Here is a 21960-nt window from a genome sequence, read left to right as displayed (position 1 = left end):
CGTCCGCCCACCGGAGGAGCCCTGATGGCCGACGCCGACACCGAATTCCACAAGATCATTCCGACGCTGCCCGTGCGCGACGTGTCGGCGTCGGTCCGCTGCTACGTCGACACGCTGGGCTTCACCCTCGGCGGCCGGATGGGCGAGGAGTTCGCCTCGGTGTTCCGGGGCGAGGTCGCCGAGGTCAACATCTACCTGCGGCGAAGTCCGGGCGCGTTCACCCCGGCGGAGTGCTTCGTCATGGTCACGGATCCCGACGCGCTGCACGCCGCGTACGCCCGGCGGAACGTGACCGTCGTCGAACCGCCGCGAGACACCGAGTGGGGATACCGGCAGTTCACCATCGCGGACCCGGACGGCCACCTGCTGCACCTCTTCCGCCATCTCGACCGGGCGGGAAGCGTCCCCGACTGAGAACGGTCCGGCGGCAGGCCCGCACCGCGCCGACGCCGGCCACAGCCGACGGCGCAGCGGGGCCGGCGGCGACGACCCACGGCCATGAGGCGGAACCCCTGGCAGGGCGTCGAACAGGTCGCCGGCGCGGCGGAAAGTCGGTTGCCGCACCCGGTCGGCTCCGCAACAGTGTCGTCCATGACGTTCTGACGGGCAGCATCCCCATCGCCGAAGCGCGCGGCACCGACCGGTGTCGTGGTGCCGCGCGTCCATGCCGTCTTAGCGAGAAGCGAGCGTCCTTGTCTCCGCACCAGTCCCCGCCGCAGTCCGCCCCCGCCACCGTCACCGTGTTCGCCTCCCCCACGAGCTGGATCGAGTCCGAGGCCCTGACGCAGTGCCAGCAGGTGGCCGCCCTTCCCGGCATGATCCACGTCGCCGCCATGCCGGACCTGCACCCGGGCAAGGGTGCCCCCATCGGCGCCGCCATGGCGTCGACCGTGCTGTACCCGTTCCTGGTGGGCTCCGACATCGGCTGCGGCATCGCCGTGTTCCCCATCCGGCTCAAACGTGCCGTGCCGGAGCGGCTCGCCGCCCGGTTCCCCGACCTCGACCGCCCCCTCGACCCCGGGCGGGACGCCGACGACCCCGCCTGGGCCGTCGTGGCGGGCGACATTCCCGCCGGCCACGTCGACGGGCTCGGGACGGTCGGTCGCGGCAACCACTTCGTCGAGCTGGCGCGCGTCGACACGGTCTTCGAGCCGGGCCACGCGAGCCGGCTCGGGCTCGACGCGGGCGACCTCGTGCTCATCGTCCACACCGGCTCCCGGGGGCTGGGCGAGCGGATCCTGCGGGTGCACACCGAGGCCCACGGCGCGGGCCCCGCCCCTGATCCCGCCGCCTACCTGGCGGCGCACGACGACGCCGTACGGTGGGGCTCGCTCAACCGGCGGCTGCTGGCCGCCCGGGTCGCCCACGCCCTGGGGGCCGAGCCCACCGAGCCCGTCGTCGACCAGTGCCACAACCTGGTGGAGGTCCACGACGGGGTCTACCTGCACCGCAAGGGCGCGGCGCCGGGCGACGGCCGCGACGTGCTCGTCGCCGGCACCCGGGGCACCGCCTCCTACCTCGTGGCCGCCCACGCCGGCCCGGACGCCAACCACTCGGTGGCGCACGGCGCGGGCCGCAAGATGTCCCGCGCCGACGCCCTGCGGCGCAGCCGGGCCAAGCACACCGTCGAGGAACTGCGGCGCACCCCGGTGGGGTCGCTGGTGGTGTGCGGCGACCGCCAACTGCTCTTCGAGGAGGCGCCCACGGCCTACAAGCGCATCGAACGCGTGATCACGGATCTCGTCGACCACGACCTGGCCACGCCCGTGGCCACCACGGTCCCCCTGGTCACCTACAAGACGCCCGACGCCGGGTCCACCACCCGGTCCGACCGCGGCGACGACCGCCGCAAGCGGGGCCGGCGATGAGCCTGCACCTGCTCGTGTCCGCCGGGCGCGGCCCGCAGGAGTGCGCCTGGGCGCTGGCCCGGCTGCTGCACCGCCTGGAGACCGAGGCCGCCCGGCGGGGCCTGACGACCCACCGGGTCCGCACCGTGCCCGGCGAACGGCCCGACACCTACCGGTCGGCACTGATCCGGATCTCCGGCGACGACGCCGAGGCGTTCGCCGCCTCGTGGACCGGCACCCTGTGCTGGCAGGCCCCCAGCCCCTACCGGGCGAGCACCGGCCGGAAGAACTGGTACGTCGTCGCCCGACCGTGCCAGCTCGACAGCCCGACCACGGCGTTCGCGGAGGCGGACGTCGACATCGTGGCCTGCCGTACCGGCGGCCCCGGCGGCCAGCACCGGAACAAGGTCAGCACGGCGGTGCGGGCGACCCACCGCCCGTCGGGCATCGTCGTGGTGGTCGACACCGAACGGCACTTCAGCCTCAACCGGCGCCTCGCCATCCAGCTGCTGCGACAGCGGATCGCACGCGACGACCAGACCGCCGAGCGCGCCGCCGACACGGCCCGATGGCGCATCCACGACGAACTCGTCCGCGGCGACCCCACCCGCGTCGAACGCCCGGAACCGTCGGGGCGGGAGGCGGGCCCACCGCAGCGGGCACGCCGCGGGCGCTCGCCCCGCCGCCGGGACGCCTCAGCCCCGTGAACGGCGGGCGCCGGCCACCGTCGGCACCGTCACCCGCACACGCTCCTCCTCCGGGCGGCTGTCGATGTCGTCGAGCTGCGTGCGGATGGTCCTCCGCAGGTCGTCGTAGTCGCGGAAGTGGTAGTCGTTGAACAGCGTGTAGCCGGTCCACATCAGGTTGGCGCAGACCCGCGCCGGCACCCGGCCGGTCGCCGCGCCCATGCCGACCAGCGCCACCGACGCGATGCTGCCCGGCTCCCTCTCGTTCTGCGTGTGGATGGCCTGGAACGCGGCGGCGCAGGCCAGCGCCACGTTCAGCGTCTCGCTGACGTCCTGCGCCGACTGCTCCATGGTCGGGGTCGAGATCAGGAACCTGGGGTTGGTGGCCCCCGACGGCACGCAGACGGCGCTGCCCACCGGCATCGCCGCGCCGAACTGGTCGCGGATCGCCCGTTGGACGCGCAGTTGGATCCCCGCCCCGAGGTGCCGCTTGACGACCGCGTCGACGCCGCCGTCCATCCGCCCCCGCGAGTTGGTCGGGCTGACCCAGGCGTCGGCCTGCCGGGTGAGGATCGACCCCTTGTGGATCTCGACCTCGGGGGTGTCGGCGAACGCCGCACGCCACGCCTGCACCACATTCGCGTTGACGTCCGTCAGCACCACCCTGAGCAGCGGCTTCTCGCGGTCGAGGGTCATGGTTCACTCCGGTGGGGAAGAGGTTGTCTCCGACGTGGAGCACGCTATCGCCGCCCACCGACAACCGTCCGCGTCGCGCCACACACGGCGCCCGGCACCCGAACCGCCGGCGCTGGGGGCCGCGCCGGTCGCCGGCGCCGTAACTGTCGCCCGCTGGCGGCAGAATGCCCCCACCTCGATCACCCGTGCCGTCGGACCGGCACGGCCCGCCACTCCGGGAGCCCGCGATGAGCGACACCACCGCCCCCACCCCGCCCGACCCGAACGACCCGCTGGCCCTCGCCGACCTGTTCACCGGCGGCGGCGAGCCGTGGCTGCCGCTGGTCAAGCCGGTCATCGAGGCGCAGCCGGGCGCCGCCACCTTCATCGGCCCGGGCCGCAGCCCGATGGTCGTGCCCGTGCGGGAACTGACCTTCCAGGCGCTCAAGCCCCACCCGCCGCACAAGTGGAAGGTCGTCGTCTTCGGGCAGAACCCCTACCCGCGCAGCGAGAGCGCCACCGGCATCGCCATGTTCGACAACACCTTCCACGACTGGAACGACAGCCAGTTCGGCAGGGTCGTCACCATCCGCTGCATCATCAAGGCGGCGGCGATGTGGAAGCACGGCATCGCCAAGAAGACGCCGATCGCCGACATCCGTGCCCTGCTGCGCGAGCACGACACGGTGCAGCCACCGGAGTGGTTCCAGGCGATGCTCACCCAGGGCGTGCTGCTGTTGAACGCGGCGCTCACCGCCAGCGGCGACGGGGCGATGGCCACCGACCGGCACACCGCGTTCTGGCGGCCGGTCGTCGAGGCCCTGGTCGAGGAGATCCTGAAGGCCAAGCAGCACGCCGACGAGGAGGACCGGGGCGTGGTGTTCGCGTGGTGGGGCGCGCACGCGCGCAGCCTCAAGCGGGTGGTGCAGCGGCTCGAGAAGAAGTACCCGGGCGTGGAGGTCCGCCACCTCGACCACCCCAATCCGGCGGCGCAGGGCGACATCTTCTGCGACGGGAACCACTTCGCCGACGTCAACGAGGCGCTCAGGACGCTGGGCGCCGACGAGATCGACTGGCTGCCCCGCAAGGGATGGAGCGGATCGGCGGCGCACGCGGGCGGCACCGACACGGGCACGGCCGAACGCATGGGGGCGTTCATCGCCTCCACCATGGAGTTGCACAAGCTCTACCTCGAGCGGCTCGCCAGCGTCAAGGACGAGGGGCTGGCCCTTCCCGCGATCACCGGCGTGTCCGCCACCCCGCTGATGGACTTCCGTGCGGCCGTCGCCCCGGTGGCCGCGCTGCTGCCCGGGCTCGACTGGCACGTCGAGCAGTCACACCGGTTCGGCGAGAAGCAGGTCGACGGCGGGGCCGACGCCCTCTCCGCCGACGAGGTCGCAGCCCTCTACCTCTACACCTGCGAGTCGGCCTTCTACCGGCAGATCAACGCCACGCTGCGCCACCCGGACCGTGGCCGGATCGTCCCGTACCTGCCGTACCTTCGGCTGCTGTTCTCGGCCGTGTCACGGCTCCCGGCCCGCACGGAGCCGCTGTGGCGCGGGGTGTCGCTGGATCTGCGGGCGCAGTACCCGCTCGGGCAGACCGTGACGTGGTGGGGCGTCTCGTCGTGCACGTCGAAGCTCGGCGTGGCCCAGGCGTTCCTCGGCGGTCGCGGCAAGCGGACGCTCTTCGAGGTGCTGCCCGTGCGGGCCGTGGGCATCCGGCGGTTCTCCGCCTTCACCGGCGAGGAGGAGGTCATCCTGGCCCCCGGCACGCAGCTCACGGTGACCGACGTGAAGGCGGAGCGCAACGGACTGTGCACCGTCCGGCTGACAGAGCTGGCCGAGGAGCGCATGGTGGCGTGAGCGACGGCGGCTAGCTGAGGCAGGCGAGGAGTTGGCGGTAGGCCTCGTCCTCCCTGCCGTGCTCGCTGCGCACCACGCTCGTCCCGGGCCGGGCGGCGACGACGGCGAGCAGCCGGTCGTACATCGCCGCCAGCTCGGTGGTCCCGCCATGCCGGTCGAGCAGGCGCTGGGCGTCGAGATGCGCCGGATCCGTGGAGGTACGGCTGCGTTCGGCGAACCGCCACAGCGCGTTCTCCTTGCCGTCGAGCAGGACGATCTCGTGGAACCGGGCGCCGGTGTCGTACGCCACGCGCTCGGCCTGTTCGATGAACTCGGGACGGCCGAGGAACTGCGGAATGATCACGTCGTGGCGGCCGGCCAGGTGCGCCCGGGCCGCCGCCAGCGTGACGGCGCGGGCGAGGAGACCGGCGGGACCGGCATGATCACGCCACCGCCCGATGAGGTCACGGATCCGGTCGATGTCGAGGTCGAGCGCGAGGGGGTGGTCCTCGACGTACCTGCGGGCCAGCGTCGACTTGCCGCAGCCGGGTGGCCCGTTGAGCACGATCAGGCGCGGCGCCCGCGCGGCAGCCGGCTGGGCCTGGGTCACGACACGCCTCCTCGCTCGGCCCGGCGCCGCCGGGAGGCGCCGCCCGTACGGACGTCCACGATGGTACGGAGCCCACGTGCGGCGTGGGCCGCCCCCGGGTTCGGAGGGACGGCCCACGCCGCACGCGCCGGGGTCAGGAGGACTCGGGCCTCGTGGCGGCCGGTGACGTGCCGGCGGACACGAGGGCCCGCAGTTCCGGGGCCATCGTGGCGCTGTCCGGCTCGCGCCGCAGCTCGCGGAGCAGGCCGACGACCATGCCGACCATGACGAACAGGAACGGCAGCGCGGCGAGGATGGTCAGCGACTGCAGGGCGGACAGTCCGCCGGCGAGCAGCAGCACCGCGGCCACCAGGCCGGTCAGCACGCCCCACATGGAGACGAGCCAGGCCTTCGGCTCCAGGCTGCCGCGCGAGGAGAGCGTGCCCATCACCACCGAGGCGGCGTCGGCGCCGCTGACGAAGAAGAGCGCCACCAGCACCATGACCAGGATCGCGGTGACGGTGAAGAACGGGAACTCCCGCAGGACCGCGAAGAGCGCCGCCTCCGGGCTCTCCTTCACCGCGGCCGACAGGTCGGTGCCGTTGAGTTGCAGGTTGATGGCCGTACCGCCGAACACCGAGAACCAGACGAAGCTGACGAGGCTCGGGATGGCCACCACACCGAGGACGAACTGGCGGATGGTGCGGCCCTTGGAGATGCGGGCGATGAAGGCGCCGACGAACGGGGTCCAGGAGATCCACCACGCCCAGTAGAAGATGGTCCAGCCCGCCATCCACTGCTCGCCGCCGAAGGCGCCGGTGCGGAAGCTCATCGGGATGAGGTCGTAGAGGTAACCGCCGGTCGACGCGGTGAGCGTGTTGAGGACGAAGACCGTCGGGCCCACCACGAGCAGGAAGAACATCAGCGCCACCGCGAGCACCATGTTGGTGTTCGACAGGAACTGGATGCCCCGCTTGACGCCCGTGACGGCGGAGACCACGAACGCCACGGTGAGCACCGCGATGATGCCGATCGCCAGTGGGGTGGACTTCGGCACGTCCCACAGGTTCGTCAGGCCGCTGTTGATCTGCAGGGCGCCCAGCCCGAGGGAGACGGCCGACCCGAACAGCGTCGCGAAGATCGCGAAGATGTCGATGGCCCGGCCGGGTCCCCGGTTGGCGCGCTCCCCGATGAGCGGGAAGAAGGCGCTGCTGATCAGGCCGCGCCGACCCTTGCGGAAGGTGAAGTAGGCCAGCGCGAGGCCCACCACGGCGTAGATCGCCCACGGGTGCAGCGCCCAGTGGAAGAAGGAGTACTCCATGGCCACCCGCGCGGCCTGCGGGGAGTTCGGTTCGTTGAGGCCACGCGGCGGGGTCGCCAGGTGCGACAGCGGCTCGGCGGCGCCCCAGAACATCAGGCCGATGCCCATGCCGGCGCTGAACATCATCGCCACCCAGGAGACGGTGGAGAACTCGGGCTCGTCGTCGTCGCGGCCGAGCTTGATCCGGCCGTACCGGCTGAGCGCCAGCCAGACCGACAGCACCACGAAGCCGGTGCTGGCCAGCACGAAGACCCAGCCGAACGACCGGACCACCCAGTCGAGCGCGGTGTCGGTGACCGAGGCGAGGTTGTCGGTGGCGACGATGCCCCACGCGACGAAGAGAACGGTCACCGCGGCGGCGACGCCCAGCACCGTCCGGTCGATGCCCTGCGCCGGGCGGCCAGGCTCAGGTGGTGCGTCGCCCGGCGGGGTGTTGTCGTCGGTTGCCGGACCTGTCGCGGACACGGTCATGGTCTGTGGACCTCCGTGGGCTGCCCGGTCCGCGGGCCGCGTTCCCGGCTCCGCGCGCGCCGGTCGGCCCGCATGTCGGGTTGTCCCGCGCCCCGTCCGGGGCCCGGGAACTCGGAAAGTTGTCGCCGCCGGTGCCGACGTCGTTCCGGCGGGCGTACGGGTCGGCCGGGGCTCGGCCGCCACGGACGTCGGCGACGACCGGCGATCACTCTCGGCGTCGATGTTGGAGGTGACCCTGCGGTCTCATGACAGTCCGGTGACAAAACCGACCGACCCGCGACCACGCGCTGAGTAGTCGTACTCAGGCCGGCGCGTGACGGTTGCGGAATTCTGACTCCATGATTCCGGTCGATGACGTGGAGTGCCACGGGTCAGGGGCATCGACGAGGCGACGGCCTCCCGGTCGACGGCGGGCGCCGGCCGGGCCACGGATCAGGTCCGTCGTCGTCCGCCTGGCCCGGCAGACGAACATCATGAGCGCGGCCCGGTCCGCCCGGCGCCGCGATCGCGTGTACCAGGCCGTCACGCTGACTCTCGCGGTGGGGCTCCTGCCGGTGGCGTTCGTCGTCGCGCGCGGCCGGGCGAAGCATGTGGCCTGCCAGTGGGCACTGGCGACGCGATTTCCGGCCGAGGACCTGACCGGCCTGACGCCCGCCACGCGCGCGGCCTTCGAGGCCGCCCGGGCGCAGGCCCTCTGGCGCGACGGTGAGTTGATCGGGCTCACGTCCGGGCACCGGACCGCCGAGGAGCAGGCACGCCTGTTCGCCGAGGCGGTCCGGTGCGCCGGGTCCCCGGAGGCAGCCCGGCTGCGGGTACTCCCACCGCACGAGTCGCGGCACGTCGCGGGCACGGCCCTCGACGTACGGCCCGCCGAGGGCGCGCGCTGGTTGGAGACGTACGGCGCGCGCCACCATCTGCACCGGGTGTACGACAACGAGTGGTGGCACTTCGAGTACCGACCCGGTCGTCGCCCCGAGCGGCTGCCCCACCCGGGTGCCTCGACGCCCCCGACCGTGGTCCCCGCCCGGCCGTCGCGGCTGGTGCGGCTGACCGACAGGAGGTGACGGCGGCCCGCCGAGCGGGCACAGTGAAGCGGTGACCACCGACATCCGTACCCCCCTGGCCCGCTACGCCGACCGCCTGCACGCCGTGATCGGCGACGGGCACCACGTCGCCTCCCCGCTCGGCGCGTGGCTGCTGCTGGCGCTCGCCGCACCGGCCGCCACCGGCCCGACCCGCACCGCCCTGGAGGAGACGCTCGGCACCGACGCGGAGACCGCCGCGCGGGCGGCCCACGCCCTGGTGGCCGCGCCACACCCCCTGGTGCCCTCGGCGACCGCGTTCTGGCACCGACCCGGGATCGAGACGACCGGGCTCGACGGATGGCGGGCGACCCTGCCCGCGTCGACCGCCACCGGACCGGTGCCGGAACAGGACGCCCTCGACGCGTGGGCCCGGACCCACACCCTCGACCTGATCAGGAAGTTCCCGCTGACGGTGACGCCGCAGGTGCTGCTCGTCCTGGCCAGCGCCCTGGCCACCCGGATCTCCTGGGAGGACCCGTTCGAGGTGGCGCCGGCGGGCGCGCTCGGGCCGGGCAGTTCCTGGACCGGCCGGCTGCGCCGGGTGCTGCGCAGCCCCGAGTACGGCCACCAGTGCTGGATCACCGACACCGTGCGGGCCGGCACCGTGGCCGCCCACGCCGCCACCGCCAAGCCGGCGCGGACCGCCGAGGGCACGGCCGGGCTGTCGGTGGTCTCGGTCGCGGCGGCGCCCGAGGTGCCGGCCGGGGACGTCCTCGCCGCCGCCCACGAGGTGGCGGCGGCGGTCGCCACCACTCCGCCGGACCGCCTTCCGGCGGATCGGCGTTCCCTGTTCGACGTCCCGCTGGGCGACGGCCCGATCTGGACCGTGCGTGAGGAGCCGACCCGCACGAACGCGCCGGACGGCCGGGAGGAGCGGCTCACGGCCGTACTGCCGTGCTGGTCGGCCAGGAGCCGGCACGAGCTGGCCGCCCCCGGGTCGGGCTTCCCCGCCGTCGCGGAGGTCTTCGGCGAACTGCTGGGCGCCCCGGGGCTGAAGTTCGAGGCGGCACAGGCCGCCATGGCCCGCTACGGCCGGTACGGCTTCGAGGCGGCCGCCGTCACCGGATTCGCCATGCTCGAGAGCCTTCCGCCGGAGGGGGTGGCCCGGGTGGCCGAGTTGCGCTTCGGCCACCCGTACGCCGTGGTCGCGGTCGCCACCGACAGCCGGGCCGGCGGCACGACCGGCCCGTGGCACGGCCTGCCGGTCTTCTCCGCCTGGGTCGCGAACCCGGAGGAGCTGCCGGAGACCGACGTCGCCGACCGGTAGGCGTCACCTGCCGTCGGCCGCCACGGGGTCGTGCGGCTCGGCCATCGCGACGGCGATCTTGCGAGGGCCGGTGAACGGCTCCCGGCCGTGCGCGGCGGTCATGTTGTCCACGACCAGCACGTCGTCGCGCCGGTAGTCGAAGCGGACGCTGGCCGCCCGGTACGCGGCCCGCAGGTGGTCCATGACGTCGGCGGGTATCTCGCCGCCGTCGCCGTAGTACGTGTTGGCCGGCAGCCCGTCGGTGCCGAACATGGCCAGCAGCCCCTCCTGGAGGTCCTTGGCGAGGGTGCTCACGTGGAAGAACGTGGCGTGGTTGAACCAGCGCGGGGTGTCCGATCCGGGCCGGTGGTGCACGACGTCGCGCACCGCGCGGGTACGCAGCCCGCCGCCGCCCCGCCACTCCAGCTCGATCCGGTTCGCCGCCGCGTACGCCTCGACCTCGGCCCGGTCGTCGGTGCCGAAGACGTGCTGCCACGGAGTGCCGAAGTCACCGTGGAAGTTGCGCACCAGCATCCAGCGGCGGCGGACGAACTCCTCGCGTACCGTCGGATCGATCTCGGCGTACACCCGGCGGACGTCGGCCAGCGGGGTGGCGCCGCGCGTCTGCGGCGCGGTGATGCAGTAGAAGAACAGCGTCAACGGCCAGCGGGCCTGGTACGAGTTCTCGTTGTGCAGGAAGATCTCCTCGTTCGGCGGGTAGTCGGTCGAGGTGTAGACCCGGCCGGCGATGGCGTGCCGGGGCGACGAACGCTCGGTGTAGACCAGCGGCTCGCCGGAGAGCGCCCGCACCGCCCGGTCGAAGCCCTCGACGCCGCCGACGTCGAACCCGCGGAACAGCAGCCCGCCGTGCTCGACCAGGTCCGCCCGCAGCTCCGCGCGGCGGGCGGCGATCAGCTCGGTCAGCTCGCGGCCGTCGTTCTCGACGACGATCGGCAGCGTGGCGATCCGATCACTCATGCTCTCGCTCCTGTCGTCGCCGCCGTCGCCGCGGGCTGCCGCGGAACAGCGGGATGGCGGCCCGGAGGGCGGCCGTGGCGGGGCGGCTCACCCGTGGTGGCGGGTGGCCGCGTCGGTGCGGGCGGCGGTGAGGTCCGCCCGGATCACGGCGAGCAGGTCGGGCAGCCGCTCGTTGAGGAAGAAGTGCCCGCCGTCGATCTCGTGCAGGGTGAAGCCGGCGGCGGTGTGCTCCCGCCAGCCGGCGCTGTGCTCCCGGTAGACGGTGTCGTCGCCGCGCCCGCTGAACGCCACGATCGGCATCGGCAGCGGCTCCTCGGGGGTGTAGCGGTAGTCGTCCACCCGGGCGAGGTCGGCGCGCAGCAGGGGCAGCAGCAGCTCGACCAGCTCCGGGTAGTCCAGCAGCCCCGCCGGCAGTCCGCCGCCGGCCGCCAGGCGACGCAGCAGTTCGTCGTCGTCCACCCGGGACAGCCCGTCGAAGTGGCTGGGCGCGCTGACGTGCGGGGCGCGGGCGCCGCCGACGTAGAGCCGCAGCGGCAGCGGACGCCCGGCGCGGCGCAGCTCGCGGACGACCTCGAAGGCGACCCGGCCGCCCATCGAGTGGCCGTAGATCGCGTACGGGCCACGGGCCCGCTCGGCGATGGCGTGCGCGACGTCGACGACCTTGAACACCGGGTTCTCGCTGATCCGGTTCTCGCGGCCGGGCAGTTGCACCGGCAGCACCTCGACGTCGGGGCCGAGCTCGTCCTGCCAGCGCCGGTAGACGGTCGCGCCCCCGCCCGCGTAGGGCAGGCAGAAGAGTTGGACCGGCGCCGGGTGCCAGCCGCCGGCGGAGAGGAACCAGGTCACCGCGCGCCTTTCGTCGGGAGGGGCCGTTCCGGTGCCGCTGGCGCCGGAACGGGTGGTGGGTCGCTCCGGCGCGCCGGAGCGACCCGGGGTGCGGCGCCCTCCGAGGCATCGGCGGGCCGACCGCGATCGGGCCGACCACCATGCTCCGGGAGGGGCCTCATGATCTGCCTATACCTTCGGGTCGGAAGCAGCATAAGGCTCGACGCCCGCCCGCAAGGATCCGCGTGGCGGGCCGCCGCGACGGTGCGTGGGCGGTGGCGGGTGGCCGGTCAGGCGTCGTCGGGTCGGGGGATCGGTTGGGTCATGCCGTCGAAGTCCCGGGGCAGCCGGGCCACCATGTCGCGGAACTCGTCGACGGTGACCGCCTCCCGCAGGGTGGCGAAGACGGCACCGGTTCCCGCCCGGGCGGTGGCCTCGTCCGTCCCGGCCCGCTCCCCCACCCGACGCACGAAGTCCGCCGGACCGGGCGCGCCGGGCGGGCCGTCGCCGGCACCGGGGCCCGCGAGGTAGCCGTCGAGTTCGTCGGGGAGGTAACCGGCCGTACCGCCGCTCATCCGTTCCACCATGGTCTGCAACACGGCGCGGGCGATCGTGGCGGCCTGGGCGGTGGGTAGTCCGGCGCGGCGCGACACCGCGTCGACGAAGAGGGGGAACCGCACGGCAGCCTCCTGTCGTCAGCGGCCCCACGCTTACCCGCGCCCGGCACCGGTAAACGACCCCGCCGTCCGGCCGACCCGGGCGCGGGGCGGTCGACGGACGTTGTACCCGCCGGCTGACCGGGGACGACCCGGCCGGTATCAGCCGGCCGGGTCGTCGGCGAGGACGTCGAGCAGCAGCGCGGCCGTCCAGCCGAACGCCGGTGAGCCCAGCCCAGCCCCGGTGTCCGGGTGGAAGTACTCGTGGCAGCCGGAGCGGGCCACCAGCTCGATCATCGAGTCGCGCAGGCCGGCCGCCAGGTCCGGACGGCCGTGGCGCAGCAGCCCCCGGCGCACCAGCCAGTTGACGTTCATCCAGCTCGGCCCGCGCCAGTAGCGCAGCGGCTCGAAGTCCGGCGCGGTGCGGTCGTGGCTGGGCAGCGGCCGGTCCATCCGGGCGGCCAGCCCGAAGCGCGGCGAGCAGGCCTCGGCGACCAGCGCCGACACCTGCCGCGCGGGCAGGTCGGGCAGGACCAGCGGGGCCAGCCCGAGCACCGTCCGGGCCGGCACGAGGCGGTCGGCGCGCAGGTCCCGAGGGTGGAAGGTGCCCGTCGTCGGCTCGTACAGCCGGCGCACCAGGGCCTCGGTGATCCGCGCGGCGCGCTCCCGGTGCGGGCCGGGGTCGGCGCCGACCAGCGGCGCGATCCGGGCGAGGGCGTGCTCGGCGGCGCCCATGGCGGCGTTGACCAGCGGACACTCCACCAGGAACGGGTGCCGGCCGGCGAGGTCGTCGTCGCGGTAGCGGCGCTCGCGGTAGGACGCCACGATCGCGACGTAGCGCGCGTAGTCGAGGTCCGTGGGCCGGTGCGCGGCGTCGGCGTGCGCGGTGTCGTGCCGGCGGTACGCGCGCATGACGGCCGCGTCGGCGGGCACCGCCGCCATCGGCGCGTCCCAGGCGGGGCTGTTGTCCAGCCCGGACTCCCACGGGTGGACGATGCAGGCCAGCCCGCCCCCGCCGACGTCCCGGCGGGTCGCGAGGTAGCGCTGCTGGGCCACCAGCCGGGGATAGAGCCGGCGCAGCGCGGCCCGCGCCTGCTCCGAGGGGCACCGCCGGTACGCGAGCCAGGCGGCGGGCGCGTGCACGGGCGGCTGGATCAGCCCGGAGGTGGCGGCCGCCGGGGCGCCCTCGGCGAGCCCCGACTCCCAGAACTCCGGCCCGGGGAAGTACGAGCCGACCCGCAGGGCCGGGTTGAACACGATGTGCGGCACCCGCCCGTCGACCCACTGGGCGCGGAACAGGCTGGCCAGCTCGCACCAGGCGCGCTCGGGGCGGACGTGGGACCAGCCGATCGCGATGAATGCCGAGTCCCAGCTCCACTGGTGCGGGTAGAGGGTGCGCGAGGGCACCGTGTGGTCGTGTTCCCAGTTGGCGTCGAGGGTGGCGACGGCGAGGCGGCGCAGGGCCCCCCGGTCGTGGGCGCCGGCGTCGACGGCGGTGGGCGGGCCGCCGGCGGTCCCGGTGCTCACGCCGCCGCCTGCCGGGGTTGGGCGTGACGCAGCACGGCGGCGGCCTGGTGCAGGGCGCGTACGGGGTCGCCGCGCAGCCGGCACTCCAGCGCCAGCCAGCCCCGGTAGTCGAGCTCCAGCAGGGTGCGGAGCAGCGCCGGCCAGTCGAGGTGCCCGGCGCCGGGCTGGTGGCGGTTGGAGTCGCTGACCTGCACGTGCCCGAGGTACGGGGCGGCGGCGCGCAGCGCCCGGTGCACGTCGTCCTCCTCGATGTTCATGTGGAAGGTGTCCGCCACCACCCGCACCGTGGGCAGCCCGACGGCCGCGCAGAGGGCGACCGCGTCGGCGAGCCGGTTGACCATGTGGTCCTCGTACCGGTTGAGCGGTTCCAGGAAGAGGGTGACCCCCTCGGCGCGGGCGTGCTCCCCCAGCTCGCCCAGGGCGTCGACGAGCACCTGCCGGTCGGCGGCGGGTGGGCGGGGCGGCTCGAACGGCGGCAGCCGCCGGGAGAACATCCCCCACGCGGCCGGGGTCATCGCGCCGACACCGCCGAGCTCGGCCATCACGGAGAGCTGGGAGCGCAGGTTGCGTACGGCGTCGCGGGAGCGCTCGGGGTCGAAGTCGCCGATGAAGTGGTCCATCTCCACGCAGACGGTGGGCATGACCACCCCGGCGGCGCGGGCCCGGCGCAGCTCGGGCAGCCGGCGGGCGAGGCCGAGGTCGCCGGAGCCGCGCAGCTCGATCGCGTCGTAGCCGAGCGCGGTGGCGAGCGCGTACTTCTGGATCAGGTCGGTGCCCGGCAGGAGCTGCTCCTGGCAGGCCAGGGGAATCGTCATGGGAACCTCAGCACCACTTGGAGGGCGTCCGCGTCACCGCGGTCGAGCAGCGCCAGCGCGTCGGCCACCGCGCTCGCGTCGACGACGTGGCTCACGAGCGGCAGCGGGTCGACGCTGCCCTCGGCCACCAGGTCCATGAAGGTGTGTGCGACGCGGGCCCCGGTCCACCGGCCGGCCATGCCGGGCGCCGGGGTCGGCCCGGAGACCTGGGCCGCCACCAGCTGGATCCGGTTGTGGTGGAACTCCTCACCCAGGCCGAGCCCGTCGGCCTGTCCCTGGTAGAAGCCGGCGGCCACGACGCGACCGGCGTGAGCGGTGGAGCGGATCGCCTCGTGCAGCGCCGGGTACGCCCCGGACAGTTCCAGGCAGACGTCCGCGCCCCGGCCGCCGGTGGCCCGGCGCAGCACGGCCGCGGCGGACTCGGCACCCGCGTCGACGACGATCCGGGCGCCGAGTCGGCCGGCGTGCGCCAGCCGGGCGGGCACCCGGTCGACGGCGACCACGCGTGCGCCGGAGAGGGCGGCGAGCCGGGTGGCGAGCAGCCCGATGACGCCTTGGCCGAAGACCGCGACCCAGTCGCCCAGGTGCAGGTCGCCGGCGAGCACGGCGGTGAGGGCGATCGCCCCCGGGCGGGCGAAGACCGCCGCGAGGGGATCCAGCCCGGCGGGCAGCGGGTGCACCGTGTCGGCGGGCACGACGGCCTCGGCGCGGTGCCCCCAGATGCCCCAGACGACCTGCCCGGCGCGCCGGTCGGCCACGTCGGGCGCGACCTCGATGATCTCGCCGACCTCCTCGTAGCCGAAGCCCACCAGCGGGTACGGCACCGCGGTCTGCCGGGGCACGAACATCCGGCTGACGTCGTCCCAGTCCTTGCTCAGCCGGGGGTTGCTGCCCCGGTAGAGGGTGAGCTCCGTGCCGGCCGAGATGCCGGAGTAGCAGGTGCGGACGCGGACCCGACCGGGGCCGAGCGGATCCGGGGGGCAGGGCTCGAGGCTGATCCGTCGGGGCCCGGCGAGTGAGACAACCCAGTTGACCATGAGTCACATCCCGGTAGCACTGGGCTCCATCGTAGGCAATAAATCGGCATATGTCTTGTAATTGATCAATCGAAGGGGTTGAATCCCTTGTATACCCTTCGAGAGGAGTGCCACCGATGTCAGCACCTCCGATGCGGATACTCGCCGCCACCCTGATCATGGCAGTCACCGGGGCCGGTCTGCTGGGCTGCGGCGACGAAGAATCCGACAACAACAGCAGGAAGATCACCGTGTGGAGCTTGGAGGACGTGGCCGACCGGGTCACCGCCACCAAGGCGATCATCGCGGACTTCACCGCCAGCACCGGCATCGCCGTCGACCTGGTCACCGTGAACGAGGACCAGTTCCCCGCCCTGATCGCCACCAGCGCCGCCGCCGGCGAACTGCCCGACGTGGTCGGTTCGGTGTCGCTCGCCGGCGTGCGCACCCTCGCCGGCAACGAACTGCTGCACTCCTCGGCGAACGCGGAGGTCGTCGAGAAGCTCGGCAGGCAGACCTTCTCGCCGCGGGCCCTGGAGCTGACCGCGGACGACGGCACGCAGCTCGCCGTGCCCAGCGACGGCTGGGGGCAGTTGCTCGTCTACCGCAAGGACCTGTTCGCCGCCGCCGGGCTGCCCGCCCCCGACACGTACGAGAGGATCGCCGCCGCCGCGACGAGGCTCAACACCGGCGGCGTCGCGGGCGTCACCGCCGCCACCGCCCCCGGCGACGTGTTCACCCAGCAGACCTTCGAACACCTCGCGCTCGCCAACAACTGCCAGCTCACCGACGACTCCGGGGCCGTGAAGCTGGACTCCCCGGAGTGCGTCGAGGCGTTCCGGTTCTACGGCGACCTGATGCGCACCAGCTCGGTCAGGGGCGCGCAGGACGTCGACACCACCCGGGCCACCTACTTCGCCGGCAAGGCGGCCATGCTGGTCTGGTCGCCGTTCATCCTCGACGAGCTGGCCGGCCTGCGCGACGACGCCAGGCCGACCTGCCCGCAGTGCCAGGCCGACCCGGCGTTCCTCGCGAAGAACAGCGGCTTCGTCACCGCGATCAAGGGCCCGAACGGCGCCGAACCCGCCCAGTACGGCGAGATCAGCTCCTGGGCCGTGCTCGACGGCGCCGCCGCCGACCCGGCGAGGTCCTTCGTGGAGCACATGCTCGGCGACGGCTACCCGCGCTGGTTCGGCATGTCCCCCGAGGGGCGCTTCCCCGTCCGCAAGGGCACGCCGCAGGAGCCGGAGAAGTTCCTCACCGCCTGGAACACCAGCCAGGCCGGCGTCGACACCAGGAAGCCGCTCGCCGAGGTCTACGGCGAGGAGGTGCTCGCCAGCCTGCGCCGCAGCCCCGACACCTTCCAGCGGTGGGGGCTCACCCAGGGCCAGGGCAAGCTCGTCGGCGCGATCCTCGGCGAGCTGCCGGTGCCCAAGGCCCTGAACGACGTGGTCGCCGGCAAGACCGACGCCGCAGCGGCCGCCGGACGGGCGAAGAAGGACGTGGAGGCGATCAAGGCGGGCGTCAATTGACCACCGCCCCACCGGACACCGGCCGCTCCCCCGCCCGGGAGCGGCCGGCCCCGGCCCGCCGCCGCAGACCACTGACCCTGCGCCGCCGCGAGTCCCGCGCCGGGCTCGCGCTGGTCGCCCCGACCCTGCTCGTCGTGGTCGCCGTGATCGGCATCCCCATCGTCTGGACCGTCGTGTTGGCCTTCCAGCGGGTACGCCTGGCGACGCTGCGGCGTACCGGGCTGTTCGGCGAGTTCACGATGGACAACGTCGAGCGGGTGCTGAACACCCCCGGCTTCGCCGACACGCTGTGGACCACACTGGTCTACGCCGTGGCCAGCACCGCCGGCTCGATCGTGCTCGGCCTGGTGGCGGCGCTGGTCGTCCGCCGGCCGTTCCGGGGTCGCACCCTGGTGCGCGCGTCGATGCTGCTGCCGTACGTGGCGCCGGTGGTCGCGGTCACCTTCGTCTGGCAGGTGATGCTCGACCCCCAGCTCGGCATCGTCAACGACTGGGGCCGGCGGTTCCTCGGCTGGGACACCCCGGTGCCGTTCCTGTCCCAGGAGTCGACGGCCCTGGCCACGGTCGTCGCCTTCGAGGCGTGGCGCTACTTCCCCTTCGCGTTCCTGTTCCTGCTCGCCCGGCTCCAAGCGGTGCCGGGCGAACTGGAGGAGGCGGCCCGGGTCGACGGGGCCACGCCCACCCAGCGGTTCCGGCACATCCTGCTGCCGCAGCTGCTGCCGGTGATCGGCCTGCTGGGGGTGCTGCGCTTCATCATGACGTTCAACAAGTTCGACGACGTCTACCTGCTCACCGGCGGGGCCGCCGGCACCGAGGTGGTCAGCGTCCGGGTCTACGAGTTCCTGACCGCGCGTACGGACATCGGCGCGGCGGCGGCGCAGGCGGTCGTGCTCGCCGTGGTGCTCATCGTGTTCGTGGTGGTGTACCTGCGCTTCTTCGGCGGACGGAGGGACGGCTGATGGACCGGGACCGGATCGAGACGGTGGGCCTGCGCTGGCTGCGCCGGCTGGTGATCGCCGCGTTCCTGCTGGTCACCGTCTTTCCCTTCTACTACATGCTGGTGCTCTCGGTGCGCCCCATCGAGCGGCTGCTGCTCGACCCCGGCTCGCTGGTCGTGGGGCTGGGCGAGCTGACCTTCGACACGTACGCCGAGGTGGTGAAGGCCGTCGACGACGGCGGCCAGGGATTCCTGACCTTCATGCGCAACAGCGGCCTGGTCGCCGTCGCGGCGACGCTGCTGACGCTGGCCGTGGCGGTCCCCGGCGCGTACGCGGTCGCCCGGCTGCGGTTCTTCGGCCGGCGGCAGGTCGACTTCCTCTTCCTGGCGGTCTACCTGTTCCCGTCGATCGTCATCGCCATCCCGCTCTTCGTGGTCTTCACCCGGGCCGGGCTGCGCGGCTCGCTGCTCGGCCTGGTGCTGGTCTACATCTCGCAGACCCTGCCGGTCTCGGTCTACATGCTGCGCAACTACTTCGAGACGATCCCGGTCAGCCTGGAGGAGTCGGCCGCCATCGACGGCGCCGGGCGGCTCGGCATCATCCGCCGGGTTAGCCTCCCCCTGGCGGCGCCGTCCATCATGGCCGTCGCCCTGTACGACTTCATGATCGCCTGGAACGAGTTCCTCTTCGCCCTGCTGTTCCTGGTCGACAAGCCGCACCGGTGGACGGTGTCGCTGGGGCTGGCGCAGCTCGCGGACGGCGTCGAGGTGCCCAAGACGGTCCTGATGGCCGGCTCGGTGATCCTCACCCTGCCCATCGTGATCCTCTTCTTCGCCAGCGAGCGCCTGCTCACCGAGGGGCTCACCAGCGGGGCGGAGAAGGGCTGAGGCGGCGGGCGGGGTTGCCGCGCGGTGGGCGCTGACCGAGGATGGGCCGGGTGGATGCCTCCCCCGGCGCGGTCCCCGACGACGACGCGCCCACGGCTGCCCCGCCCGCGGTCGGGATGCGGCTGCGCGACGTGGAGCCGGGCGACCTCGACGCGTACGTGCGGATGCGCTGCGATCCGGCCGTGATGGCGGAGCTGGGCGGCCCGCAGCCGCGTGAGCGCGTGCCCGCCCAGCTCCGGCGTGACCTCGAGACCGTCCGGGACGGTAGCGCCTGGATCAAGATGATCATTACCGGCGACTCCGCGCAGGTGGCGGGGACGGTGACGCTGTACTCCCACGGGGGCGTCTCCGAGATCGGCTGGATGGTCGTGCCGGAGTTCCAGGGCAGGGGCCTGGCGGGCAGAGCCGTCCGCGCCGTGCTCGCCCTGGCCCGGGCGGACGGCCGGTGGGGCCTCGTCCACGCCTTCCCCGCCACGACCAACGCCGCGTCGAACGCGATCTGCCGGTCGGTCGGCTTCGCCCTCGTCGGCGAGGAGCAGACGGAGTTCGCCGGCCGCCTCTTCCGCACCAACCACTGGGTCGTCGATCCGTCGGCCGGCGCTGCCGGCTCGCCGGTGGGAGGCCCGGGCGGCGACGTCCCGCCGGCCTGAGCGGCCACGGTTTCCCCGGCCCACGGCACCGGCGGGGCATCGCCCCGTCCGCCCCGCCCCCCGGGGAGCACCGGGGACCCGGCTACGGTGGCGGCATGGCAAACCCGACCCGTTGGGAGACCGAGACCGGTCCGGAGCACTCGCAGTGGTACATCGACCGGTTCCGCCGGCTGGCCGCCGAGGGGGCCGACCTGGCCGGCGAGGCCCGCCTGCTGGACGCGCTGGTCGCACCCGGGTCCCGGATCCTCGACGCCGGCTGCGGCACCGGCCGGGTGGGCGCGGCGCTGGCCGCCCGGGGCCACACCGTGATCGGGGTGGACGCCGACCCGGCGCTGGTGGAGGCCGCCCGCACCGACCACCCGGGCCCGCGCTGGCTGGTCGCCGACCTGGCCGAGCTGGACCTGGCGGCGGCCGGCGAGCCGGAGCCGTTCGACGCGGCGGTCGTGGCCGGGAACGTGCTGGCCTTCGTCGCCCCCGGCACCGAGCGGGAGGTGCTGCGCCGCGTCGCCGCCCACCTGCGCCCCGACGGCGTGCTGGCGGTCGGCTTCGGCACCGACCGGGGCTACCCGCTGACCGGCTTCGACGCCGACGCGGTGGCCGCCGGCCTGCGGCTGGAGCACCGCTTCGCCACCTGGGACCTGCGTCCGTGGCGCGACGACGCCGACTTCGCCGTCACCGTGCTGCGCCGCCCCGCCGACTGAGCCCCGCCCGGCCGAGCCCGACCGGTTCGCCCTCGCCGAGGCCACCCGAGGTCGCGGCGCGGCTCCGGCGGGGGGGCACGGTGCCGGACCAGCCGGCGGCGCGACTCCGGCAGAGGCACGGCACCGGCCCAGCCGGCGGCGCGGCTCCGGCACTGGCACCGGCCCAGCCGGCGGCGCGCTCAGGCGGGGGCGGCGACGACCCGCGCGGCTGCCGGGTCGAGCGTGGCGCCGGCGGGCACCAGGGCGACCAGGCTGGCCGGCAGCCGCACCGGCCGCACGTCGCGGTAGCCGAGCGTGCCCAGCACCTCGCCGCCGGCAAGGACGTAGCGTCGGCCCAGGTCGGTGACCACGGAGACCGCGCCGCCGGTCGCACCGGGCGCCGCGACCGCCTCGACCACCGCGCCACGGCCCGGCTCCACCACGACGTGGTCGGCGCGCACCCCACCCCCGGCCGCCGGGACGGTGCGCGGCGCGGCGGCGAGGTCGGGCAGCCGTACGCCGAGCCGGACCTCCGTGACGCCACCGTCGTCGCCCACCCGGGCGCAGAGCCCCGCCCCGTCGGAGGCGGCCAGCCGGGGCGGCGCGGTCGGCGGTGCCGTGGGCCCCGTCGGGGCCAGGTCGGGCAGCTTGGGCAGCGCCGCGAACCGCCCGAGCGTGATCGGCTCCGGCTCGCCCTGGCCGGTGCGGGCCAGCAGCAGGCCAGCCTGCAACTCGGTGATGCCGGCCAGGCCGTCCCGCAGCGCGACGGCGTACTGCCGGCCACCCCCGGAGTTGCGCACCAGGTAGACGTCGCCGATCCGCGCCCCGGACACCCGCGCGGAGCGCTCCCCCTCGGCCGGCAGGGCGAGCGGGGCGAGGTCGACGCCGGCAGGCAGGCTGTTGAGCAGGGCCGGGGCCGCCGGGACCGCCCGGGCCCGGGTGGCCGCCAGGGCGGCCAGCACCCGGTTGGTGTCACGAACCAGGTAACGGCGCTGGTGCCAGACGAGGTGCAGCCCGCCGTCGGGGTGGCGCAGCAGCAGCGCGTCCTCGCCGAGGGCCCGGCCGCCACCGGCGGTCACGCCGATCAGCAGCGCGGAGCGGGGCGTCGTCCGGTCGGCCTCGCCGGCGGCGGAGCAGACCGTCCACGGCGCGGTGGAGAGCCGGCCCCTGGCGGGCAGCGAGTCGGGGGCGTCGGCGATGCCCAGCGGCAGCCCGCGCGGCACCCCGTCGATGGCGCGACGGGAGACGAGCACCGTCTTCGGCCGCTCGGCACCGATGATCAGCAGGGCCGAGGCGTAGTTGAGCACCGGGTGCAGCTTCTCCTCCCGGTAGACGAACCGGGCCCCGGACTCCTTCTCCACGATCACCGCGCCCGGGTCGCGCCACGTGCTGCCGCCCCCGGTGAAGAGGCCGTAGAGGGCGAAGCCGCCCAGGCCGATGGCCGCGACCAGCACGCTGGCCAGGCCGGCGCCGGCGAGCCGTCGGAACGGCGACTGCGCCGGGTCGGTCTCCCGCATCACCAGGGCGGCGACGGCCCGCTGGACGGTGAACTGGTACGAGTGCAGCTGGTCCTGCCGCGACGGCATCGCGTCCCTTCCGATGGGCGGTCGGGGCACAGGATAAGCGTTGCGTCGATGCCCCGAGGACCCTGCGTCGCGGCGGCGCCGGGATTCCCGGTGCCTGGGCCCCGCC

21 protein-coding genes are annotated in these 21960 nt (G+C 74.2%); 11 read left to right on the top strand and 10 right to left on the bottom strand.

Annotation, left to right across the window (positions count from 1 at the left end; genetic code table 11):
- Positions 1 to 24 precede the first annotated feature (24 nt).
- The 3 genes from OG989_RS20245 to prfH all read left to right on the top strand — a co-directional run bounded on the left by OG989_RS20245 (position 25) and on the right by prfH (position 2554).
- A complete protein-coding gene (locus OG989_RS20245; protein WP_327028088.1) occupies positions 25 to 414 on the top strand; it encodes a bleomycin resistance protein in 390 nt (129 codons plus the stop codon).
- 278 nt (positions 415 to 692) lie between these two features.
- Entirely contained in the window at positions 693 to 1868 is a 1176-nt protein-coding gene (locus OG989_RS20240) for an RNA ligase RtcB family protein (RefSeq protein WP_327028087.1), read from the top strand.
- Positions 1865 to 2554 carry a peptide chain release factor H gene (gene prfH, locus OG989_RS20235; protein WP_327028086.1) on the top strand — a complete coding sequence of 230 codons (690 nt, stop codon included), beginning with the start codon at positions 1865 to 1867 and terminating at the stop codon, positions 2552 to 2554. The genes OG989_RS20240 and prfH overlap by 4 nt, the downstream gene beginning before the upstream one ends.
- Here prfH and OG989_RS20230 read toward each other — a convergent pair.
- Positions 2543 to 3229, bottom strand: coding sequence for a macro domain-containing protein (locus tag OG989_RS20230; protein WP_327028085.1), 687 nt, complete (start codon positions 3227 to 3229; stop codon positions 2543 to 2545). The genes prfH and OG989_RS20230 overlap by 12 nt on opposite strands.
- 227 nt (positions 3230 to 3456) lie before the next feature.
- On the opposite strand from OG989_RS20230, the gene OG989_RS20225 reads away from it, so the two are divergent.
- Positions 3457 to 5073: an ADP-ribosyltransferase domain-containing protein gene (locus tag OG989_RS20225; RefSeq protein ID WP_327028084.1), complete on the top strand. Its 1617-nt coding sequence runs from the start codon at positions 3457 to 3459 to the stop codon at positions 5071 to 5073.
- A 10-nt stretch (positions 5074 to 5083) separates the two neighbouring features.
- On the opposite strand, the gene OG989_RS20220 is transcribed toward OG989_RS20225, so the two are convergent.
- Together OG989_RS20220 and OG989_RS20215 are read right to left on the bottom strand one after the other, a co-directional pair.
- On the bottom strand, positions 5084 to 5662 hold the full coding sequence (locus OG989_RS20220) for an AAA family ATPase (RefSeq protein ID WP_327028083.1): 579 nt from the start codon (positions 5660 to 5662) through the stop codon (positions 5084 to 5086).
- Between the two features lie 133 nt (positions 5663 to 5795).
- Positions 5796 to 7433: a BCCT family transporter gene (locus tag OG989_RS20215; RefSeq protein WP_327028082.1), complete on the bottom strand. Its 1638-nt coding sequence runs from the start codon at positions 7431 to 7433 to the stop codon at positions 5796 to 5798.
- Positions 7434 to 7906: 473 nt separating this feature from the next.
- On the opposite strand from OG989_RS20215, the gene OG989_RS20210 reads away from it, so the two are divergent.
- Positions 7907 to 8497 (top strand): D-alanyl-D-alanine carboxypeptidase family protein, encoded by a 591-nt coding sequence (locus OG989_RS20210; protein ID WP_327028081.1) that lies wholly within the window; start codon positions 7907 to 7909, stop codon positions 8495 to 8497.
- A gap of 31 nt (positions 8498 to 8528) precedes the next feature.
- Positions 8529 to 9785, top strand: a complete 1257-nt coding sequence (locus tag OG989_RS20205; RefSeq protein WP_327028080.1) for a hypothetical protein — start codon at positions 8529 to 8531, stop codon at positions 9783 to 9785.
- Positions 9786 to 9788: 3 nt separating this feature from the next.
- Here OG989_RS20205 and OG989_RS20200 read toward each other — a convergent pair whose 3' ends face one another.
- From OG989_RS20200 to OG989_RS20175, 6 genes are all read right to left on the bottom strand, one after another.
- Entirely contained in the window at positions 9789 to 10742 is a 954-nt protein-coding gene (locus OG989_RS20200; RefSeq protein ID WP_327028079.1) for a TauD/TfdA family dioxygenase, read from the bottom strand.
- An 87-nt stretch (positions 10743 to 10829) separates the two neighbouring features.
- The gene (locus tag OG989_RS20195) at positions 10830 to 11588 is read right to left on the bottom strand and encodes a thioesterase II family protein (RefSeq protein ID WP_151454686.1); all 759 of its coding nucleotides are present in this window, start codon (positions 11586 to 11588) and stop codon (positions 10830 to 10832) included.
- Between the two features lie 269 nt (positions 11589 to 11857).
- Positions 11858 to 12247, bottom strand: coding sequence for a DUF2267 domain-containing protein (locus tag OG989_RS20190; protein ID WP_151454687.1), 390 nt, complete (start codon positions 12245 to 12247; stop codon positions 11858 to 11860).
- Between the two features lie 138 nt (positions 12248 to 12385).
- On the bottom strand, positions 12386 to 13750 hold the full coding sequence (locus OG989_RS20185; RefSeq protein WP_442791877.1) for an MGH1-like glycoside hydrolase domain-containing protein: 1365 nt from the start codon (positions 13748 to 13750) through the stop codon (positions 12386 to 12388).
- Entirely contained in the window at positions 13747 to 14565 is an 819-nt protein-coding gene (locus tag OG989_RS20180; protein ID WP_151454688.1) for a sugar phosphate isomerase/epimerase family protein, read from the bottom strand. Before OG989_RS20180 ends, OG989_RS20185 begins: the two co-directional genes overlap by 4 nt.
- Positions 14562 to 15602, bottom strand: coding sequence for a zinc-dependent alcohol dehydrogenase (locus OG989_RS20175; protein ID WP_151454689.1), 1041 nt, complete (start codon positions 15600 to 15602; stop codon positions 14562 to 14564). Before OG989_RS20175 ends, OG989_RS20180 begins: the two co-directional genes overlap by 4 nt.
- Before the next feature lie 116 nt (positions 15603 to 15718).
- On the opposite strand from OG989_RS20175, the gene OG989_RS20170 reads away from it, so the two are divergent.
- From OG989_RS20170 to OG989_RS20150, 5 genes are all read left to right on the top strand, one after another.
- Positions 15719 to 17113 (top strand): ABC transporter substrate-binding protein, encoded by a 1395-nt coding sequence (locus OG989_RS20170; protein ID WP_327028078.1) that lies wholly within the window; start codon positions 15719 to 15721, stop codon positions 17111 to 17113.
- Complete coding sequence (locus OG989_RS20165) at positions 17110 to 18072, top strand: carbohydrate ABC transporter permease (RefSeq protein WP_151454691.1); 963 nt, start codon at positions 17110 to 17112, stop codon at positions 18070 to 18072. The genes OG989_RS20170 and OG989_RS20165 overlap by 4 nt, the downstream gene beginning before the upstream one ends.
- Positions 18072 to 18938, top strand: coding sequence for a carbohydrate ABC transporter permease (locus OG989_RS20160; protein WP_327028077.1), 867 nt, complete (start codon positions 18072 to 18074; stop codon positions 18936 to 18938). Before OG989_RS20165 ends, OG989_RS20160 begins: the two co-directional genes overlap by 1 nt.
- 50 nt (positions 18939 to 18988) lie before the next feature.
- The gene (locus OG989_RS20155; protein ID WP_225852194.1) at positions 18989 to 19588 is read left to right on the top strand and encodes a GNAT family N-acetyltransferase; all 600 of its coding nucleotides are present in this window, start codon (positions 18989 to 18991) and stop codon (positions 19586 to 19588) included.
- A gap of 95 nt (positions 19589 to 19683) precedes the next feature.
- The gene (locus OG989_RS20150; RefSeq protein WP_151454692.1) at positions 19684 to 20289 is read left to right on the top strand and encodes a class I SAM-dependent methyltransferase; all 606 of its coding nucleotides are present in this window, start codon (positions 19684 to 19686) and stop codon (positions 20287 to 20289) included.
- Positions 20290 to 20468: 179 nt separating this feature from the next.
- On the opposite strand, the gene eccB is transcribed toward OG989_RS20150, so the two are convergent.
- Positions 20469 to 21854 carry a type VII secretion protein EccB gene (eccB, locus tag OG989_RS20145; protein WP_327028076.1) on the bottom strand — a complete coding sequence of 462 codons (1386 nt, stop codon included), beginning with the start codon at positions 21852 to 21854 and terminating at the stop codon, positions 20469 to 20471.
- Positions 21855 to 21960: the final 106 nt, after the last annotated feature.

The organism is Micromonospora sp. NBC_01740 (assembly GCF_035920365.1).
Taxonomy (GTDB): Bacteria; Actinomycetota; Actinomycetes; order Mycobacteriales; family Micromonosporaceae; genus Micromonospora; species Micromonospora reichwaldensis.
This window is presented reverse-complemented; position numbering and strand designations above follow the sequence as displayed.

What these genes read in the sequence shown, in the direction of transcription:
- OG989_RS20150 (WP_151454692.1), top strand. Translation starts at nt 19,684, where the DNA reads ATGGCAAACCCGACCCGTTGGGAGACCGAGACCGGTCCGGAGCACTCG.
- OG989_RS20175 (WP_151454689.1), bottom strand. Translation starts at nt 15,602, where the DNA reads ATGGTCAACTGGGTTGTCTCACTCGCCGGGCCCCGACGGATCAGCCTC.
- OG989_RS20200 (WP_327028079.1), bottom strand. Translation starts at nt 10,742, where the DNA reads ATGAGTGATCGGATCGCCACGCTGCCGATCGTCGTCGAGAACGACGGC.
- OG989_RS20245 (WP_327028088.1), top strand. Translation starts at nt 25, where the DNA reads ATGGCCGACGCCGACACCGAATTCCACAAGATCATTCCGACGCTGCCC.
- prfH (WP_327028086.1), top strand. Translation starts at nt 1,865, where the DNA reads ATGAGCCTGCACCTGCTCGTGTCCGCCGGGCGCGGCCCGCAGGAGTGC.
- OG989_RS20170 (WP_327028078.1), top strand. Translation starts at nt 15,719, where the DNA reads ATGTCAGCACCTCCGATGCGGATACTCGCCGCCACCCTGATCATGGCA.
- OG989_RS20210 (WP_327028081.1), top strand. Translation starts at nt 7,907, where the DNA reads ATGAGCGCGGCCCGGTCCGCCCGGCGCCGCGATCGCGTGTACCAGGCC.
- OG989_RS20230 (WP_327028085.1), bottom strand. Translation starts at nt 3,229, where the DNA reads ATGACCCTCGACCGCGAGAAGCCGCTGCTCAGGGTGGTGCTGACGGAC.
- OG989_RS20160 (WP_327028077.1), top strand. Translation starts at nt 18,072, where the DNA reads ATGGACCGGGACCGGATCGAGACGGTGGGCCTGCGCTGGCTGCGCCGG.
- OG989_RS20180 (WP_151454688.1), bottom strand. Translation starts at nt 14,565, where the DNA reads ATGACGATTCCCCTGGCCTGCCAGGAGCAGCTCCTGCCGGGCACCGAC.
- OG989_RS20215 (WP_327028082.1), bottom strand. Translation starts at nt 7,433, where the DNA reads ATGACCGTGTCCGCGACAGGTCCGGCAACCGACGACAACACCCCGCCG.
- OG989_RS20225 (WP_327028084.1), top strand. Translation starts at nt 3,457, where the DNA reads ATGAGCGACACCACCGCCCCCACCCCGCCCGACCCGAACGACCCGCTG.
- eccB (WP_327028076.1), bottom strand. Translation starts at nt 21,854, where the DNA reads ATGCCGTCGCGGCAGGACCAGCTGCACTCGTACCAGTTCACCGTCCAG.